Origin of the sequence: Cohnella boryungensis (assembly GCF_042651945.1) — a bacterium.
GTDB classification, from domain to species: domain Bacteria; phylum Bacillota; class Bacilli; order Paenibacillales; family Paenibacillaceae; genus Cohnella; species Cohnella boryungensis.
This window is the reverse complement of sequence record NZ_JBHSED010000074.1, coordinates 1-18,238: the sequence shown is the minus strand read 5'-3', so window position 1 is coordinate 18,238 and position 18,238 is coordinate 1. Positions and strand designations below refer to the sequence as shown.

Annotated in this window: 16 protein-coding genes; 14 read left to right on the top strand and 2 right to left on the bottom strand. The window is 57.0% G+C overall.

The window, feature by feature from the left end; translation table 11 throughout:
* Positions 1-794: 794 nt before the first annotated feature.
* The gene (pdxR, locus tag ACFO1S_RS27455) at positions 795-2,231 is read right to left on the bottom strand and encodes a MocR-like pyridoxine biosynthesis transcription factor PdxR (protein ID WP_204603170.1); all 1,437 of its coding nucleotides are present in this window, start codon (positions 2,229-2,231) and stop codon (positions 795-797) included.
* A 290-nt stretch (positions 2,232-2,521) separates the two neighbouring features.
* Between pdxR and ACFO1S_RS27450 the strand changes: the two genes are divergently transcribed.
* The 10 genes from ACFO1S_RS27450 (at position 2,522) to pflA (ending at position 12,853) form a co-directional block, all read left to right on the top strand.
* Positions 2,522-3,472: a carbon-nitrogen hydrolase family protein gene (locus tag ACFO1S_RS27450; protein WP_204602943.1), complete on the top strand. Its 951-nt coding sequence runs from the start codon at positions 2,522-2,524 to the stop codon at positions 3,470-3,472.
* A 136-nt stretch (positions 3,473-3,608) separates the two neighbouring features.
* Entirely contained in the window at positions 3,609-4,241 is a 633-nt protein-coding gene (hxlA, locus tag ACFO1S_RS27445) for a 3-hexulose-6-phosphate synthase (protein ID WP_204602942.1), read from the top strand.
* A gap of 2 nt (positions 4,242-4,243) precedes the next feature.
* Positions 4,244-4,792, top strand: coding sequence for a 6-phospho-3-hexuloisomerase (gene hxlB / locus ACFO1S_RS27440; protein WP_204602941.1), 549 nt, complete (start codon positions 4,244-4,246; stop codon positions 4,790-4,792).
* A gap of 98 nt (positions 4,793-4,890) precedes the next feature.
* Positions 4,891-5,298: a winged helix-turn-helix transcriptional regulator gene (locus ACFO1S_RS27435; protein WP_204602940.1), complete on the top strand. Its 408-nt coding sequence runs from the start codon at positions 4,891-4,893 to the stop codon at positions 5,296-5,298.
* Positions 5,299-5,500: 202 nt separating this feature from the next.
* Entirely contained in the window at positions 5,501-6,013 is a 513-nt protein-coding gene (locus ACFO1S_RS27430; RefSeq protein ID WP_204602939.1) for a hemerythrin domain-containing protein, read from the top strand.
* A gap of 59 nt (positions 6,014-6,072) precedes the next feature.
* Complete coding sequence (locus tag ACFO1S_RS27425; RefSeq protein WP_204603169.1) at positions 6,073-6,627, top strand: DoxX family protein; 555 nt, start codon at positions 6,073-6,075, stop codon at positions 6,625-6,627.
* A gap of 33 nt (positions 6,628-6,660) precedes the next feature.
* Positions 6,661-7,149 carry a hemerythrin domain-containing protein gene (locus tag ACFO1S_RS27420; RefSeq protein WP_204602938.1) on the top strand — a complete coding sequence of 163 codons (489 nt, stop codon included), beginning with the start codon at positions 6,661-6,663 and terminating at the stop codon, positions 7,147-7,149.
* A gap of 21 nt (positions 7,150-7,170) precedes the next feature.
* The gene (gene adhE, locus ACFO1S_RS27415) at positions 7,171-9,780 is read left to right on the top strand and encodes a bifunctional acetaldehyde-CoA/alcohol dehydrogenase (protein ID WP_204602937.1); all 2,610 of its coding nucleotides are present in this window, start codon (positions 7,171-7,173) and stop codon (positions 9,778-9,780) included.
* Positions 9,781-9,799: 19 nt separating this feature from the next.
* Positions 9,800-12,076: a formate C-acetyltransferase gene (pflB, locus tag ACFO1S_RS27410; protein ID WP_204602936.1), complete on the top strand. Its 2,277-nt coding sequence runs from the start codon at positions 9,800-9,802 to the stop codon at positions 12,074-12,076.
* 30 nt (positions 12,077-12,106) lie between these two features.
* On the top strand, positions 12,107-12,853 hold the full coding sequence (gene pflA / locus ACFO1S_RS27405; RefSeq protein ID WP_204602935.1) for a pyruvate formate-lyase-activating protein: 747 nt from the start codon (positions 12,107-12,109) through the stop codon (positions 12,851-12,853).
* A gap of 214 nt (positions 12,854-13,067) precedes the next feature.
* Here the strand turns inward: pflA and ACFO1S_RS27400 are convergent, their stop codons facing one another.
* A complete protein-coding gene (locus tag ACFO1S_RS27400) occupies positions 13,068-14,357 on the bottom strand; it encodes a class II aldolase/adducin family protein (RefSeq protein WP_204602934.1) in 1,290 nt (429 codons plus the stop codon).
* A 187-nt stretch (positions 14,358-14,544) separates the two neighbouring features.
* Between ACFO1S_RS27400 and ACFO1S_RS27395 the strand changes: the two genes are divergently transcribed.
* The 4 genes from ACFO1S_RS27395 to ACFO1S_RS27380 all read left to right on the top strand — a co-directional run bounded on the left by ACFO1S_RS27395 (position 14,545) and on the right by ACFO1S_RS27380 (position 18,050).
* Positions 14,545-14,976: a universal stress protein gene (locus ACFO1S_RS27395; protein ID WP_204602933.1), complete on the top strand. Its 432-nt coding sequence runs from the start codon at positions 14,545-14,547 to the stop codon at positions 14,974-14,976.
* Positions 14,977-15,024: 48 nt separating this feature from the next.
* Positions 15,025-15,477, top strand: a complete 453-nt coding sequence (locus tag ACFO1S_RS27390; RefSeq protein WP_204602932.1) for a MarR family winged helix-turn-helix transcriptional regulator — start codon at positions 15,025-15,027, stop codon at positions 15,475-15,477.
* Between the two features lie 58 nt (positions 15,478-15,535).
* On the top strand, positions 15,536-16,957 hold the full coding sequence (locus ACFO1S_RS27385) for a DHA2 family efflux MFS transporter permease subunit (RefSeq protein ID WP_204602931.1): 1,422 nt from the start codon (positions 15,536-15,538) through the stop codon (positions 16,955-16,957).
* A gap of 64 nt (positions 16,958-17,021) precedes the next feature.
* On the top strand, positions 17,022-18,050 hold the full coding sequence (locus ACFO1S_RS27380; RefSeq protein ID WP_204602930.1) for a saccharopine dehydrogenase family protein: 1,029 nt from the start codon (positions 17,022-17,024) through the stop codon (positions 18,048-18,050).
* The last annotated feature ends 188 nt before the right edge of the window (positions 18,051-18,238 follow it).

Below are 18,238 nucleotides of genomic sequence, written 5' to 3'. Positions count from 1 at the left end.
AGTACCGAGAGAGCGGCAATAGATGCGAGAAGAGCAACTAAATCGCGACAGGGGAACCGGAAGCGCAGCAATAGTTGCGAGAAGCGCAACTAAATCGCGGTGAGAGTACCGAGAGAGCGGCAATAGTTGCGAAAAGCGCAACCAAACCGCGGTGAAGAAGCGAACAAACGCCAATAGTTGCACCGAGTACAACTAAATCGCGGCGGGAATGCCGAATTCCCCCATTAGTTGTAATACTTGCAACTAATGGGGGGCGGATCTGCTGTAGAGTGGGATAGGGCCGGAACTAATTGTACATTATGCAACTATTCGATAACCTGTATGAGTTTCACAGCAATTAGTTGTACATTTTGCAGCTAATGTATCCGAATGACGTTCGAGACCCGCACAGGATACCTTCTTTTTCCGTTCCAAGTTGCGATATGGCGATCACGAGAGGCGACCGACTGGTCGCCTTTTTGGCTGTAGAGAACAGTAAGACTATAAACCATGAATAAAACCGCTGGCAACGACGGAGACGAGACGACACCTGCCTCGCCTCAAGCCGCTTAATCTTCCCCGCCTTCGGCCGCGATCAGGCTTTTGCCGCACAGATAGATGGCGAACATTCCTCCGAACATAAGCAAAAGTAAAAATGTAATGTAGAACACGGAAGCACCTCCTGATGTTTGAGCACAGATGATTGAAGAAATCCGTCCCGCAAACATAGGCTTGCCCGGTCGGATACAGACAATGTAAGTCATTTGTCCGATGCTGTAACCATCCAATCCGCGGCGGCAAAGGCCCTCCATTGTCTATCCAATGACGTTCTTGAGCGCGGCGGCCAACCTGGCGACACCAGGACGAATCTCCGCTTCCTTCGTTCGGGCGAAGGTTAGGCGGAGGTAGCCCGACTCCGAACCATACACGCTGCCGGGAACGAACACGGCGCCCTGCCGGATAGCTTCCTCCAGCAGCTTGCCGTCGTTCGCTTCCGCGTTCAGCTTGCACCACAGATGTAAGCCTCCTTCGGGAACCGTGAAGCTGAGCAGGTCCGCCAGCTGCTGGTTCAGAGCCTCCACGAGCAGGTCCCGCTTATACAGCAGACGCATGCGAAGTCGCTCCAGATGAGGCAAGAAGTCGGGCGATCTCAGAAATTCGGCAGCCATAATCTGCGGAATGACACTGGGTCCGAAGTCCATTTGCTGCCGCGCATCCGCGAGCCGATCGACGACGGCGTGGGGGGCGACCATCCAGCCGACGCGCATGCCGGAGGCGGCTATTTTCGAGAACGAGCCGATATAGATGACCGAGCCCCGACGATCGATCGACTTGAGAGAGGGCGGGGGGACGCTATCATAGCTGGTCAGACTGAACGGATCGTCCTCGACAATTGGAATCGCCAGCTCGCTCGCAATGTCAAGCAGGCGGCTCCGGCGCTGCGGATCTAGCACGGTGCCCGTCGGATTGTGATAGTTGGGGTTAACGAACAGCATTTTGATGGAATGCTTTTTGAACAATTCCCGAATGATTTCGGGCTGCAGGCCATGGCTATCGACCGGCAGCCGGAGAAGCTTGAGCCCGGCCGATTGGAACATCGGCAAGGAATAGCAATAGGAGGGCTCTTCAATAGCGACCGCGTCTCCCGGCGACAGCAGACATTGCGTGATCAGATAGAGCGATTGCTGGGAGCCCGAGGTGATCAGGACCGAGGATTCGGTGGTCTGAATGTCCCGATATTGCCGCAAGTAAGCCGCGACTGATTCTCGAAGCGGCCCGTATCCTTGCGGGTTGTCGTATCCCCAATATTCGGTGCGGCCGGCCGTTCTCATCAGGGCGTTCATCTCGTCTCCCGGAGCAAGATCCGCCGCCAGCTCTCCGCTGGCGAAATCGATGAGCTGCGGATCGCCCCGAAGCGCTTCTCTGATTCGACGGAGAAACACCAGATTGGGCAGAAAATAGCCGCCTTCGACATAACGATGCCAGTTGGGACTGTGCGTGGGCGTTATTCCCCATTTGTTGGAGCTTACCCACGTGCCTTTGCCCGAGCGGCTTTCTACAAGGCCAAGCGCCCGAAGCTCCTCATATGCGAGGATGACGGTGCTGCGATTGACGTTCAGCTTGTCCGCGAGCTTTCGTTCCGACGGAAGCAAGCTTCCTGGAGGAAATTCCCCGCAGGCGATCCTTCGCTCGATGTCATCGGCGATCTGGCGGTACAGAGGCTTGCCGCTCGACCGATCCGGTTGGCGCATCGCCATTCACCCGACTTTCTGTACATGGATTGCTTGCATCATACCAGACGGCTTGGCAAAAGAAAACCGAACTGCGCCACCGAAGAGGGCGAATGGAGCTGCATATCGACTGACACGCGAGGTGGAGGGTCGGAGAACGGAGGGAATGGAGGGTACGCGTCCAGCCGAACTGCGTTATGATGATATCCAAGTAAAAAACGGTTTCAAGTCCTTGTTATGGTGGTAGTCATTTTGTTGAGCTTGAGCAATGGGAATCTGCGCCCGATTACCCGACATGGGAGGTCAATTACATGAAAGCATCGCATGCTCGCATAGCCGTCATTCAAGCCGAGCCCAAGCTGATGGACAAGGAATCCGCTTTGAACAAAATTCGCGAAGCAACGGCGATAGCTGCCTCGCAGGGGGCAAATGTCGTCGTATTCCCGGAAACGTTCGTACCCGGCTATCCGAGAGGGCTTTCCTTCGGGGCGCGAGTCGGCAGCCGCAGCGAGGAAGGGCGCAGCGACTGGCACAGGTACTGGAGCAATGCCGTGGAAATTCCGGGACCGGACACTGAATTGCTATGCGACACAGCCAGAGAGTCGGCAGTCTACCTTATCGTCGGCATAGTCGAAAGGGACAGGGAGTTCGGCGGGGGAACGTTATACAACACCTTGTTGTACGTAAGTCCCGAAGGAGAGGTGCTGGGCAAGCACCGCAAGCTGATGCCGACCGGCTCTGAGCGGCTGCTGTGGGGGCAAGGGGACGGCAGTACGCTAACGGTCATCGATACGCCTTACGGAAGGATCGGCGGACTGATCTGCTGGGAAAACTATATGCCATTGGCAAGAATGGCGATGTACGCCCAAGGCATCGACATTCTGGTGACCCCGACCGCCGACGCCCGCGAAACCTGGCAATCCACGCTGAGGCATATCGCGTGCGAAGGGCGCTGCTTCGTTGTATCCTGCAATCAGTATGCGACCAAGATGAGCTACCCGACGGACCTTGGCGGTTACGGCGAGATCGAAGCGGGTCCGGAGGTGCTGTGCGAGGGAGGCAGCGCGATCGTCGGACCTATGGGAGAATACATTGCCGGACCGCTCTATGGCAAGGAAGGCATGCTCATCGCCGACCTGGAGCTGGCGGCGGTCGCGAGAAGCCGATTCGACTTTGATCCGGTCGGGCACTACAGCCGTCCGGACGTCTTTCAGCTGACGGTTCGGACTGGGAAACGGGAAATTGTCGTCCGAAGCGACTAAAAACCGCGGAGCAACGCCTCAACGGTATCCTGCGGGTAACTATGCCACACGAAAGTGCCTACTTCCGTAATTGGGAGTACCCCTCTACAATGGGGCTTGCAGTGAAAAATATACCGCAAGCGAGGAGCGTGACCCCATGGAACTTCAACTAGCCCTGGATCTCGTCGACATTCCCGGCGCGAAACAGGTTGTCGCCGAAGTGGCCGAGCATATCGATATCGTGGAAATCGGAACCCCTGTCGTCATTAACGAAGGACTGAGAGCGGTAAAGGAGATCAAGGAAGCCTTTCCTCATCTCCGCGTGCTGGCCGATCTCAAAATTATGGACGCTGGCGGCTACGAGGTGTTGAAAGCTTCCGAAGCGGGAGCGGACATCATCACCGTGCTCGGCGTATCCGACGATTCGACGATTAAGGGCGCCGTTGCCGAAGCCCGTAAGCATGGACGGAAAATTATGGTGGACATGATTAACGTTAAGGATATCGAAGGACGGGCTAAAGAAATCGACTCGTTCGGGGTAGACTATATATGCGTTCATTCCGGCTACGACCATCAAGCGGACGGCAAAAACTCCTTCGAGGAGCTGGCCGCGATCAAGCGCGTGGTGAAAAATGCCAAGACGGCGATTGCCGGCGGAATTAAGCTCGATACGCTGCCTGAGGTTATCGGCGCTCAGCCTGACCTGGTTATCGTGGGCGGCGGCATCACCGGACAGCAGGACAAGAACGCGACAGCGGCCGAGATGAAACGTCTGGTCAGCGGTCAATAAGGATGAAGGACGCCCTTCGAATCGTTGGCGAGCTGGAGCGTTCGGTTTCCTTGATCCGCGACGAGGATGCGGACAGGCTGTCCGAGGCAATCGGAAGCTCAAGGAAAGTTTTTCTGGCCGGAGCGGGCCGCACGGGACTTATGGGAAAAGCGTTCGGAATGCGGCTGATGCAGCTGGGATATGAGACATATGTAGTCGGAGAGACAACAACTCCGGCGATTGCCGAAGGCGATCTGCTTGTTGTCGGCTCTGGCTCGGGGGAAACGAAGAGCCTCGCAGCTATGGCGCAGAAGGCCAAGAGCGTAGGGGCAGCGGTCGCCGTCGTGACGATTCACCCGGGCTCGACGATTGGCTTGCTGGCCGATATCGTCGTCCAGCTTCCGGGGGCGGCGAAGGATCAGGGCGAGGGTCATTTCGCCACGATTCAGCCGATGGCTTCCTTGTTCGAACAGACGCTCCTGGTGTTCTACGATGCGACGGTGCTTGGACTGATGCGCAAGCACGACGCGGATTCAAGCCAAATGTTCACCCGACATGCCAATCTGGAGTGAAATCGGGTACAATGGGAGTACGTCATAAGTCGGTCAATGTCCTCGCCGCACGCGGCGGGGGCTTTTCCTATTATCGAGATCGAAAGGGATGAAGCGCCTTGCCTGTCGATATCAAGGATCGTATCAACCTCAAGGAAATCAATTGCGAGAAGGAGCTGACGCTGGCGGTCATCGGCGGCAAGTGGAAGCTCATTATTTTATGGCATCTGGGGCTGGAAGGAACGAAGCGTTTCAGCGAGCTGAAGAAGCTGATTCCTAACATTACTCAGAAAATGCTGACGAATCAATTAAGGGAGCTGGAGGAGGATCGTCTGATCGTCCGCAAGGTCTACCCGGTCGTGCCTCCCAAGGTGGAATACTCGCTCGCCGAATATGGCGAAAGCCTGATCCCCATTCTGAGAATGATGTACGATTGGGGCAAGGATTACGGCGACAACGTCATCTGGCAAGGCCAGAGGCCCGAGAAGGATTGCCAGCCCCGCGAGCAGGACCTTCAACTCAAGTAAGTCGATTGGTTGGAATTCGGAAGCATAAGACGCATCTTCCCGCAATGCAAGGGGAGATGCGTCTTTTTTGTGAACTTGGCGCAATTTGGCGGCTTGCAATACGCAGTTAAGAACAGTTTGTTACAATGTGATTTATTTCACAAGAAATCGAAGGGATCGGGTTTATACTAGAGACATCAAGCAGAGAGGATGTGATCCACAGGTGAAGCTACACGTCCCTATTGACCATACGATTAAAGGCAGCGGCGTTGCCGAGCTGATGCTCGAAAACTCCGTAGCCCGAGCCCAACAAGAGCATGAGCTGCTGAAGCAGGAGCTGAGAAACATCTACGAGCAGGCCTGCATTGTCCGCAATGTCCCCGAGGATAGAAGGCTGAACCGCGAGATCGGCCAGTTGCACGATATTGTCAAGCTCTTCATGAGACATTGGAGCGCGCATACCCAGTGGGAGGATTCCGAGCTGTTCCCTCACGCCGCCTCTTATCTCGGAGCCGAACCGGATCTGTTTACGCTCATGGAGCAGGAATACGAGCTGGCGGAGCAATACATCAAGAAGTTTTTGCAGGCGCTGGACAAATCAAATCTGCCGATGAACCGCGAGGAAGCCCGCAAAATCTCCTCCTATCTGATCCAAGCTTATGCGGTGCTCAACAACCGGTTCCGCGAGGAAGAGGAGATCATGCTGGAGCTGGCGGAAAGATCCAAGGCTTATTGATCGCACGTTAACCGGGTTCAAATCCGCCATCTATAAATTTTATTAAGGAGATGGTTATGATGTTGGCAAAATGGTTCAAAGAGAACATCTGGGCGGCCGCAGCAATTACTCTGGTTCGCATATACGTCGGATGGTTATGGCTTGAGGCAGGGTGGCATAAGCTGACGGGGGGCTTCGATGCTACGGGGTTCCTGAACGGGGCGATCGGCAAGCCTGTCGCCGACCGGGCTACGCAAGAGGTGCTGTTCCCTAACTATACTTACTTCCTGGAGCATTTCGCTCTCCCGAATGTCAAGATCATCAACTTCCTGATTCCCGTCGGGGAGACGCTGATCGGGATCGGATTGATCGTCGGAGGACTGACGCTCACAGCGGCCTTCTTCGGCATCCTGCTCAATCTGATGTTCGTCTTCGCAGGCACGGTCAGCACCAATCCATGGCTGCTAGCTCTCGGCTTCCTGGTCTTCACGGCTGGCGCCAACGCCGGACGCTTCGGAATCGACGCTTACCTGCTGCCGCTTCTGCGCAAAGGCTGGACGAAGCTGACGGCCGGACGCAAGCATAAGGACGGCGAGGATGGGCAAGGCTTCGGCGGGAAAGTGTTGCCGCACTGACAAGATGCCGATAAAAGACAGGAGGGAGAAAACATGCCTCAACAGGTAACCTCTCCGCTGTTCGAGCTCTATCTGAGGTACGATCAGTGGAAGGAAGAGCACGATGATCTGCACGACAGGCTTCGCGAGCTGTGCAACCTTATGCGCTGGAACCCCGGCAATTTCGATTATCCTTTCTGGGGAACGCACCATCGCAACGTTCACGACAAGTTCGTCGCTTTCATGGAGGATTGGCAGAAGCATCTTGCGCAGGAGCAGGAAATCATCTATCCCATCGCAAGAGCGGCAATCTGCGGAGGCAGGATGGGCCCGGCGGCCGTGCTGGAGCAAGAGGACGCGATCGCCAAGCAATTCTACGACGCCTATCTGCAAGCGGTGGAAAAGGTGGATTCTCCCGAAGACTGCCTGTCGCTGCTGCTCCAGGTTCTGATGATTATCGCCGAGCATTTCCGCGTGGAGGACGAGACGCTTGTCCCCGCAGTGGAAAGGCTTATGGACGAAATCGAATATATTGGCTCGTAACTACACAAGGAGGCTGATAATATGGCAGCAAAAGAACCCGTACAAGACACGAACGTTACCGCGCTGAATGAAGTGAACCAGTTGGCGGAAAGAGCCCGGCTGGCGCAGGAGAAATATTTGGAGCTGGATCAGGAATCGGTAGACCGAATTGTGCAGCAGATGGCGCTGGCCGGTCTGGACCGTCATATGACGCTCGCCAAGCTGGCGGTGGAGGAAACGGGGCGCGGCGTCTACGAGGACAAAATCACGAAAAACATATTTGCCACCGAGTACATCTACCATAGCATCAAAAGCGTGAAAACCGTCGGCGTTGTCGAAGACAATCCTTACGAGAACTATCGGGTCGTAGCGGAGCCTGTCGGCATCATCGCAGGCATTACGCCGGTGACCAATCCGACATCCACCACGATGTTCAAGGCGCTGATCGCCGCGAAGTCGCGCAACCCGATCATCTTCGCCTTCCACCCGTCGGCCCAGCGCTCCAGCCGGGAAGCGGCGAAAACGCTGCTTGAGGCCGCAGTTGCCGCAGGCGCCCCCGAGCATTGCATCCAATGGATCGAGAAGCCTTCGGTCGATGCGACGCAGCAGCTAATGAATCACAAGGACGTTGCGCTCGTTCTGGCGACAGGCGGCTCGGCGATGGTTAAGGCAGCCTACAGCACCGGCAAGCCGGCTCTCGGCGTCGGTCCCGGCAACGTGCCGTGCTTCATCGACCGGACGGCCAATCTGGATCAGGCGGTCACGGATCTGATTCTGTCCAAGACGTTCGACAACGGGATGATATGCGCCTCGGAGCAAGCGGTAATTCTGGACGAAACGATCTACAACGCGGCGAAAAAGCTGATGATCCAGCACGGCTGCTACTTCCTGAGCAAGGAGGAAACCGAGAAGGTGTCCGGGCTGGTCATCAATTCGGACAAATGCGCGGTCAACGCGGTTATCGTCGGCCAGCCGGCGGTGAAGATCGCCGAGATGGCCGGAATCACGGTGCCGGCGGGCACGAAAATTCTGGTAGCGGAGCTAGCCGGCGTCGGCGAGAAATATCCGCTGTCGGCAGAGAAGTTAAGCCCCGTGCTGGCGTGCTATAAAGTGAAGGGAGCCGAGCAGGGCATCGAACGCGCCGCTCAGGTCGTCGCCTTCGGCGGGATGGGCCACTCGTCGGTTATCCATTCGACCGACCAAGCCGTCATCGCCGCATTCTCGGCCCGATTGCAGACCGGCCGGATTATCGTGAACGCTCCGTCCACGCACGGCGCGATCGGCGACATCTACAATACGAACCTCCCGTCGCTGACGCTCGGCTGCGGATCTTACGGACATAACTCGACGACCTCGAACGTCACTGCGGTTAACCTGATCAACCTGAAGCGCGTCGCTTACCGCACGTTGAATATGCAATGGTTCAAGGTGCCGCCGAAAATCTACTTCGAACGGGGCTCGACGCAATACCTGGAGAAGATGCCCGACATCACGCGGGTCATGATCGTTACCGATGCGGCAATGGTGAGCCTGGGCTATGCGGCTAAGGTGGAGTATTACCTTCGCAAGCGGAAAACGCCTGTAGCGGTTGAAATCTTCTCGGATGTCGAACCCGACCCTTCGACGGATACCGTTGAACGGGGAACGCGGATGATGGCGCAGTTCAAGCCCGACTGTATCATCGCGCTGGGCGGAGGCTCGCCGATGGACGCCGCGAAGGCGATGTGGCTGTTCTACGAATATCCCGAAACGAGCTTCGACTCGCTGAAGATGAAGTTTCTCGACATTCGCAAGCGGATCTACAAATACCCGCGGCTTGGAGAAAAAGCGAAATTCGTCGCGATTCCGACAACCTCGGGAACCGGCTCCGAGGTCACATCGTTCGCCGTCATCACCGACAAGAACAAAGGCAATACCAAGTATCCGCTGGCCGACTACGAATTAACGCCGGATGTGGCCATTATCGATCCGGAATACGTGCTGAGCCTGCCGAAGACGGCGGTCGCCGATACCGGAATGGACGTCCTGACTCATGCGATCGAGGCTTACGTATCGGTCATGGCGAACGATTATACCGACGGCTTGGCGTTGAAGGCCATCCAGCTCGTGTTCGAATACCTGGAAGCCTCGTATCACGAAGCCGATCCGAAGGCTCGGGAGAAAATGCATAACGCCTCGACGATCGCGGGCATGGCTTTCGCCAACGCCTTCCTGGGCATCAACCACAGCTTGGCGCACAAATGGGGAGGCCAGTACCACACCGCTCACGGACGCACGAATGCGATTCTGATGCCGCACGTTATCCGTTACAATGCGGAGAAGCCGACGAAGTTCGCATCGTTCCCGAAATACGACCATTTCGTCGCCGACAAGCGCTATGCCGATATCGCGAGACTGCTGGGCTTGCCTTGCAGCACGACGGAGGAAGGCGTCAAGAGCCTGATCGAAGCCATTCGCAAGCTGAACCGCTCGCTTGGCATCCCCGAATCGTTCCAAGAGCTCGGGTTCGATGCGAAAGACTTCGAAAGCAGAGTCGACTACCTGGCGGATCGGGCGTTCGAGGACCAATGCACAACCGCTAACCCGCGCATGCCGCTCGTAACCGAGCTGGCTGACGTATACCGCAACGCTTTTTACGGCAAATTCGCATAACAACCTGGAGGGAACGAAAATGGCGATTACGGAAAAGGAATTGAACGGAGCGGCAGGCGCCGGAAGGCCGTCTGGCTGGAGAGGTTTCCAATCCGGACGCTGGCAGCGACACATTGACGTGAACGATTTTCTCGGACTTAACCTGGTTCCTTATGAAGGCAACGAGAAGTTCCTGGCCGAGCCGACAGAAGCGACGCTCAAGCTCTGGGATACGGTGCTGGGGCTGATGAAGCAAGAACGCGAGAACGGCGGCGTGCTGGACATTGATACGGAGACGATCTCGACGATCGTCTCCCACGGCCCGGGCTACATCGTCAAGGAGCTGGAGAAGATCGTCGGCTTACAGACGGACGCCCCGTTGAAGCGCTCGGTTCAGCCCTTCGGCGGAATCCGGATGGTTGCGGATGCCTGCGAAGCTTACGGCTACAAGCTTCCGGAAGCGACGGTCAAGATGTTCACCGACATTCGCAAGACGCACAACCAAGGCGTGTTCGACGCCTACACGAGCGACATGAAGCTGGCTCGGAAGGCGGGGATCGTCACCGGTCTCCCGGATGCCTATGGACGCGGACGGATTATCGGAGATTATCGCCGGGTTGCGCTGTACGGGATAGATCGTCTGGTCGAAGCGAAAAAGGCCGATCTCGTGCAAATGGAGACGGATGCAATCACGGAGGAAGTCATTCGCAACCGTGAGGAGCTGTCGGAGCAAATCCGCAGCCTGGGCGAATTGAAACAGATGGCCGCTTCCTACGGCTACGATATTTCGGGTCCGGCGACGAATGCGCAAGAAGCGGTGCAATGGCTGTATTTCGCTTACCTGGCGGCAATCAAGGAGCAGAACGGCGCCGCGATGAGCCTCGGCCGCGTATCCAGCTTCCTCGACATCTACATCGAACGGGACATCGGCGAGGGCAAGCTCACCGAGTCGCAAGCGCAAGAGCTGATCGATCATCTCGTGATGAAGCTTCGGCTGGTGAAGTTCCTTCGCACCCCGGATTACAACGAGCTGTTCAGCGGAGACCCGACTTGGGTGACGGAATCCATCGGGGGCATGGGATTGGACGGCAAAACGCGCGTCACCCGCAACTCGTTCCGCTTCCTGCATACGTTGTACAACCTGGGTCCCGCACCGGAGCCTAACCTGACGGTACTCTGGTCCACCAGACTCCCGGAAGGCTTCAAGAACTATTGCGCCAAGGTATCTGTCGACACAAGCTCCATTCAGTACGAGAACGACGACCTCATGCGTCCTCACTTCGGAGACGACTACGGTATCGCATGCTGCGTCTCTGCGATGCGCATCGGCAAGCAAATGCAGTTTTTCGGGGCGCGGGCGAACCTAGCGAAAGGTCTGTTGTATGCAATTAACGGCGGCAAGGACGAGAAGCTGGGCATTCAGGTCGGACCTGCGCTTGCTCCGCTTAGCGGAGATACGCTCGACTACAACGAAGTGATGAAGCGCTACGACGAAGTGCTGGAATGGCTTGCGAAGCTGTACATGAACACGCTGAATGTCATTCACTACATGCACGACAAGTACAGCTACGAGAGAATCGAAATGGCGCTTCACGATAACGAGATTTTGCGCACGATGGCTTGCGGCATCGCCGGACTGTCGGTCGTCGCCGACTCTCTGAGCGCGATCAAGTACGCCAAGGTTAAGCCGATCCGCAACGAGCAAGGGCTGGCGGTCGATTTCGAAATCGAAGGCGAATATCCGCAATTCGGCAACAACGACGCCAAGGTGGACGACATTGCGGTCAGCCTGACAGAGTCCTTCATGGCGAAGCTGCGCAAGCATCCGACTTATCGCAATGCGCTGCCGACGATGTCGGTGCTGACCATCACCTCCAACGTCGTCTACGGCAAGAAGACCGGCAGCACGCCGGACGGACGCAAGGCGGGAGAGCCGTTCGCGCCGGGGGCGAATCCGATGCACGGCAGAGACCGCAAGGGAGCGCTGGCTTCCCTGAACTCGGTCTCCAAGCTTCCTTATGAAAGCTGCCTTGACGGGATCTCGAACACGTTCTCGATCATTCCGAAAGCGCTGGGCCGGGAGGCGGATACGCGAGTGCGCAACCTCGTATCGCTGCTGGACGGATACTCGGCGAACAAGGGACACCACCTTAACGTCAACGTCTTTAACCGGGAGCAGCTTCTGGACGCGATGGAGCATCCGGAGCAGTATCCGCAGCTTACGATTCGCGTCTCGGGTTACGCGGTCAACTTTATCAAGCTGACCCGCGAGCAACAGCTGGACGTCTTAAACCGCACGTTCCACGGTTCGGTCTAGGACGACAAGAGAGAGGGGAGGCAGAGGAAGATGCATACGGGGAGAATCCACTCTCTTGAAACGTTCGGGACGGTGGACGGACCGGGCATCCGGTTCGTCCTCTTCCTCCAAGGCTGTGCGCTGCAATGCCGTTATTGCCACAATCCGGATTCGTGGAACACGAAAGCCGGGATGGAACGGACCGTAGAGCAAATCTTGCAGGAAATCGAGCCTTATGTAGAGTATTATCGCCGCTCCGGCGGAGGTATTACCGTAACGGGAGGAGAGCCGACGCTGCAGGCCCCGTTCGTGGCCGAGCTATTCCGGGAGTGTAAAGCCCGCTGGGGACTGCATACGGCGCTCGATTCCTCCGGCTTCTGCGAAGCGAGTCACGCCAACGAGCTCCTCGATGTGACGGATCTGGTTCTGTTGGATCTGAAACGGATGGATCGGGAAGGGCATCGTGAGCTGACCAGCCAGCCGAATGAACGCATTCTGAAATTCGCGCAGCACCTGTCCGCCCGGGGCAATCGAATGTGGGTCCGCCGCGTGCTCGTGCCGGGCTGGACGGATTCGGCGGACGATCTGATCGCTTTCGGACGTTTCGTGGGCGAACTTGATGGCGTAGAGAAGATCGAAGTGCTGCCGTATCACCGCATGGGCGTCTACAAATGGCAAGAGCTTGGCTTGGCCTATCCGTTAGAAGGCGTGATGGAGCCCGGGCCCGATGAGGTCAAGAGAGCGTATCGGCTCATTGACCAAGGACTGGGCACCTCCCACGAGACCGTTCAGCAATAACATCGGGATAAGGCGTGATCGCTTGTCTAAGCAGCCGCGCGAACCGAACAAGGAGCTTTCCCTTTGGGGCGAAAGCTCCTTGTTTCTTTATTTCGGCCGGCGATGCGCGGGATGAAGCCCATGCCCGACTTTGCAGGAAATCGCGACAAAAGGAACCCCCTCTACGGGCTTGACCAGCGATGCGGCCAAGTCCCAAGAGGGGGCTCTTATTGCGCTATTGCAGCTTAAAGGCAATCTCCAGCTCGCGGATTTGCTCCGGACCGATGTGCACGATATCGCCGAGACAGCCGGCCGATAGAATGGCCTGGGCGCTGTATTCGGCGACCTCCAGCCGGTCGAAGGCGTTGAGCAGGTTCTGTCCGGTGACGATGACGCAGTTGTTCTCGACGATGGCGATCGGCGTATCCTGCTTGAAGACGGCCGCAGTGCTTTCGATATCGCCGTAGACGGCGTCGAACGGCAGCTTCGGCGTGCCCCGCATTAGAATATAGCTCTCCGGAATCGTCCGCGAGTCCAGCGCGTGAGGGGTAACGGCGAAGGCCATGACATTGGGCGGATGAGCGATAATGACGCTGTCGATATGAGGGTGCAGCTCATAGATGCGCTGATGCAAATGGACGGAGCGGCTAGGAACCTTGCCCGCTTCCGCGGCTCCGTTCGAAATCAGCACGAGATCCTCCGGCTCAAGATACTTGCGGTCGGCGCCGTAAGGCGTAATGACGAAGGAGCCGTCCGAGAACCTCTGGGAGAAGGTGCCTTGCGTGCTGGTGAACAGGCGCTGGTCGTAAGAGCGTTTGATCAGCTCGCACATCTCCCGGCGGGCGGCGCGTTCCTCCGTCCGGCACACGCCGGGCGTGAACGTCCCGAGCGGTGTGTCGTCTCCGCGCGTGGTCGTCCGGAACTGCTCGTCCGTCAGAATGACGGGCGTGCCGATTCTTCTGGCGTTGATTTCCAGGCGCGCGCAGAAATCGAGCGTCTCGAAGCTCTGGAACGCCTCGAACAAATCCTTGCCTCCGACGACAACGCCGTGGTTTTCCAGCATAACGGTGTTGATGCCGCGGGCGAATACCGCAGCGATATTTTCCCCAAGCTCACGGCTGCCGGGCAGCGCATACGGGGCCATGCCGATTTCGCCGCAAATTTGCCGTTCGTTCGGCAAGAGCCGCGTATCGGGAATGCGCCTGACGATACTGAAGGAGACTAATGCGGGCGGATGCGCGTGAACAACGGCCCGCAGATCGGGTCTAGCCTCGTAAATCTGGCGATGAAAGGGAAATTCGCTCGATGGCCGATGGTGTCCGACAACCGTTCCGTCCGGCTTGACGCAGACGATGTCGTTTCGCGTCAGGGAACCTTTATCGATTCCGGCTGGCGTAATCCAGATTTGATCGTTTTCGTCCAGCAGGGAGAGATTGCCTCCGGAAGTCGTGGTCATGCCGTATCCGTAAATCCGGTCCATCATCAGCAGAATCTGATCCGCAGGGTGGAGCATATCATGACGCATGCAAAAGTCCTCCTTTTGTCAAATACAAGCGGTGTCCTCCTTAATGTAGCACAACTCTGGAAATCGCACTGTAAGGAATGTCATACTTTCCCCGACGTCGGCGCCCAAATGTGACGAAAGTTACAGGCTGCGGGGAGAATGATGCTATACTAGATAGATCAAATTCAAACCCCCGGGAGGAATAAGCATGGGTTATCACAATGTGCTGGCTGCATATGACGGATCGAAGGCATCGGAAAAGGCGTTAAAGCATGCGCTCCAGCTTGTCGAAGGAAATCCGGGAAGCAAGCTGACCGTCGCACACGTCGCCGCAAGGCCGTCCTATACTTTTGCCGGATACGGAATGATTCTGCCGGAAGGGTACGAGGCGCAGATCAAGGAGTACGAAACATCGATTATCGCTCAGGCCAAGGCTAAAATAGAGCATTTGCCTTACTCGAAGGTCGTTCTGCTCAGCGGTACGCCATCCAACGCCATTCTGGAATACGCCAAGGAGAACCAGTGCGACCTGATCGTGCTCGGCAATCGCGGCCTCGGACCGATTCGCGAGTGGATGCTCGGTAGCGTGAGCCACCATATCGCACAGCAATCGCAGGTTCCGGTGCTTATCGTCAAATAGGCTGGTAACGGACTTGACTTCCTTATGTTTAGATACTAAACTAAATGCATGGAAAATCTACAGTCTTCTCATCCAAAATCGAATAGAGGCATCCGTCACATCGGGCGATTGATTCATCAGCTTCGCCGGCTTGAGCGGCAGCCGAGGAGCTTTGGCGCAGCCGGCGAACTGACGCCCAGCGAGATTCATACGCTTGAAGCGATCGGACCCGAAGACGGCGTGCTAATGAGCGAGCTGGCGGCGAGACTCGATGTCACGAAGGGCGCAGTGACGCAAGTGATTGCGAAGCTGGAGGCGAAAGCCTATGTCCTGCGAGTGTCGCACGCCCGTGATTCGCGGGCGTCCGTGATCCGGCTTACCGACTTGGGCAAGGCGGCCTATGCGGCGCATGAAGAGGAGCATATCCGGTTCTACGAACGTCTTCGCACGGAGTTCGACGACAAGGAGATAGAGATTTTCGAGCGCTGCGTCGATCGGCTGATCGAAGCGTTAAAGGAGTAGATCGGTTTTTTTTCGTCAAATAGTTTAGTAACTATACTAAAAAGCGAGGTGAAAACAGATGAATCAAGCGGAGCCTTTGAATGAACGCGATCGCGCGAGGTTGCTCGCAGCCATCTGCATGGGCGCGTTTTTGTCGCATTTCACCGCAGGGGTCGTCAACGTTTCCTTGCCCCGATTCATGAGCTTGTTCGACGCGAGCCTATCGTCCGTTCAGTGGATTACAACCGGCTATTTGCTCGCTCTTGCCGTCCTGCTGCCGATTATGGGCAAGCTGGGCGATCGGTACGGGCAGGGACGAATTCACAATGCCGGCTATATGTTGTTCACGATAAGCTCTGCCGCCGCCGCGCTGTCTCCCGATCTGACGATTCTGCTGACGATGCGGGTTGCGCAGGCCGCGGGAGCAGCCATGTTCCAGGCAACGAATATGGCTCTAGTCGTCCGCTATGCGCCTCCTAACCGCAAAGGAAAGGCGCTTGGCGCGGTAAGCTCGGCCGTGGCCCTGGGGGCGATGACGGGTCCCGTCGCGGGAGGATTCATCGCGGATGGTCTGGGCTGGCAATGGCTCTTCTTCTCGCACGTGCCGTTCGCCGCAGCTGCAACCTGGCTCGCTTATCGCTATGTTCCGGCTCGTCCGACTGAATCGGTCAAGTCCTCGCTGAACGCGGTCGGAGGGGGACTGATGGCTGCGGTCATCTGCGCTTTTATATTCGTAATCGCAAGTGGACAGACGCTGGGCTGGACATCCGGGGCAATTGTCGCGGCTTTGCTTGCAGGCTCGCTTGCGCTCATCGTACTTGTCTTGCGGGAGAAGCGCCATCCGCATCCGTTCCTGCCGCTCGAAGCTCTGCGTCAGCGAATTGTCTCGGTCGGCCTGCTGGCCAGTGTCGGGTCCTTCGCGCTTGCGAATACGATGCTTGCGGTCATGCCCTTTTTCCTAATGGGGTACGCCGGACGCTCCTCCGCCGAAGCGGGTCTGATGATGCTTGCCTATCCGGCGATGCTCGCTCTGTTCGGACCGGCTGCCGGGCGGCTGTCCGATCGCATAGGCGCCCGAGCTCCGATGCTTTTCGGGTTCGGGGCTATGGCGGTCGGCACGGCTTTCCTTGCTTTGTTCCTCGCCTCGATGCCTGTCGGCTGGCTTGCTGTCGGAATGGGACTGACCGGTCTTGGAATGGGGCTGATTGCCGCTCCCAACAACAGCTTCATTTTGCGGCATGCCCCGGCACAGCAGAGCGGCGCTACGGGCGGACTGATTGCGCTGAGCCGCAATGCGGGGCTGGTCATCGGATCGGCGCTCGGACTCGGAATGATCGGCGCTGGCGCAAGCGCGGAAATGCTGCCTCCCAACGCGATACGCGGAGCCTTGGCATTCGCGGCCGCAATCGGAGTCGGATGCGGCCTGCTGCTGCTCGGCGTGCGCACAAAGCGCGCGGAGCCCGAGCGTGGGGGGCGGGAATCTTCTCGCCGCGTTTCCTGATCGGACGCGTTTTTTTTCAACAAGTGGTATAGATGCTATACAAAATGGGAAGGCGGAGAGCTGGATGAACAGAGATAAAGTGTTGGTCGTAGGCGGTTACGGGAAGGTAGGAGGGAGCCTATGCAGAAGATTGGGCGAGAGGCTGCCGGGAAAAGTGATCTGCGCGGGCAGAAGCCTGCAGAAGGCGGAGAAATTCGCCGCAACGACGAACGGAAGGGTGCTGCCGATGAAGCTGGATGCCGGGCTTCCTCTTCAGCCGGAGCAATTAGAGGAGGTTCGGCTGGTGGTCATGTGTCTGGATCAGTCCGAGCCTGCGATCGCGAAGCTGTGCGCGGAGCTGGGCATTCATTATATCGATATCTCGGCTCAGCACGACATATTGTCGAGGATTGAGCAATACGACGAGTCGGCCCGCAAGTCCGGGGCTGTTCTTGCGCTTAGCGTAGGGCTTGCTCCGGGAATGACCAACCTGCTGGCCAAGAAAGCGGCAAGTTCGCTGGACAAGGTTGACGGAATCGACATCGCGATCATGCTGGGGCTGGGAGAGGAGCATGGCGATGCGGCAATCGATTGGACGCTTGATCAGCTTCAGACCGGATTCGGGCACGGGCGAAAGTTCCGGCTTGGCGGAGATTTGGGAAGCCGCAAGGCTTATCGGTTCGACTTTTCCGATCAGCATGTTCTGCCCCGAACGCTCGGCGCTTCGGAAGCCCGCACCTTTCTTTGCTTCGATTCCAAGCTGGTTACAGCAGGGATTTCCCTGGCGAAGCGAACGGGGCTTCTTCGGGCGCTTCGCCTCCCGTCCGTTCGCCGCCTCGCGAAATCTGCGCTCAAGCGCATCAAGCTGGGCAGCGATCGCTTTGCGATTCAGGTGGAAGCCAGCGGGGCAAAAGCGGGGAAAGCCCGTACGTTCTCTTACGCTGCGGAAGGGAGCAACGAAGGCGAGATGACGGCGCAGATCGCTTCAGCTGTCAGTGAATCCATATACGAAGGCGTTTATCCCGGCGGGGTATACCATATCGAGCAGCTGTTCGATTGGGACGATATTATACGGAGGGCCGGAAACGAAGGGCTGGAGTGGAGGAGCGTCTGAGGAAACATTAAAAATAATGCTTAAACAACAAAAATGTTGGTACAGGGGATTATTCCTGTACCAACATTTTTGTTTTTGGTCAACTGCCGCTTTCTTGAGGAGGTTGTGCGCAAGTGAAAGCCACCCGACCTCTAAGCGAGGCCACTGAAGAACTTACGATTTTCTAGTAAGACTTAGCTATGAGTATA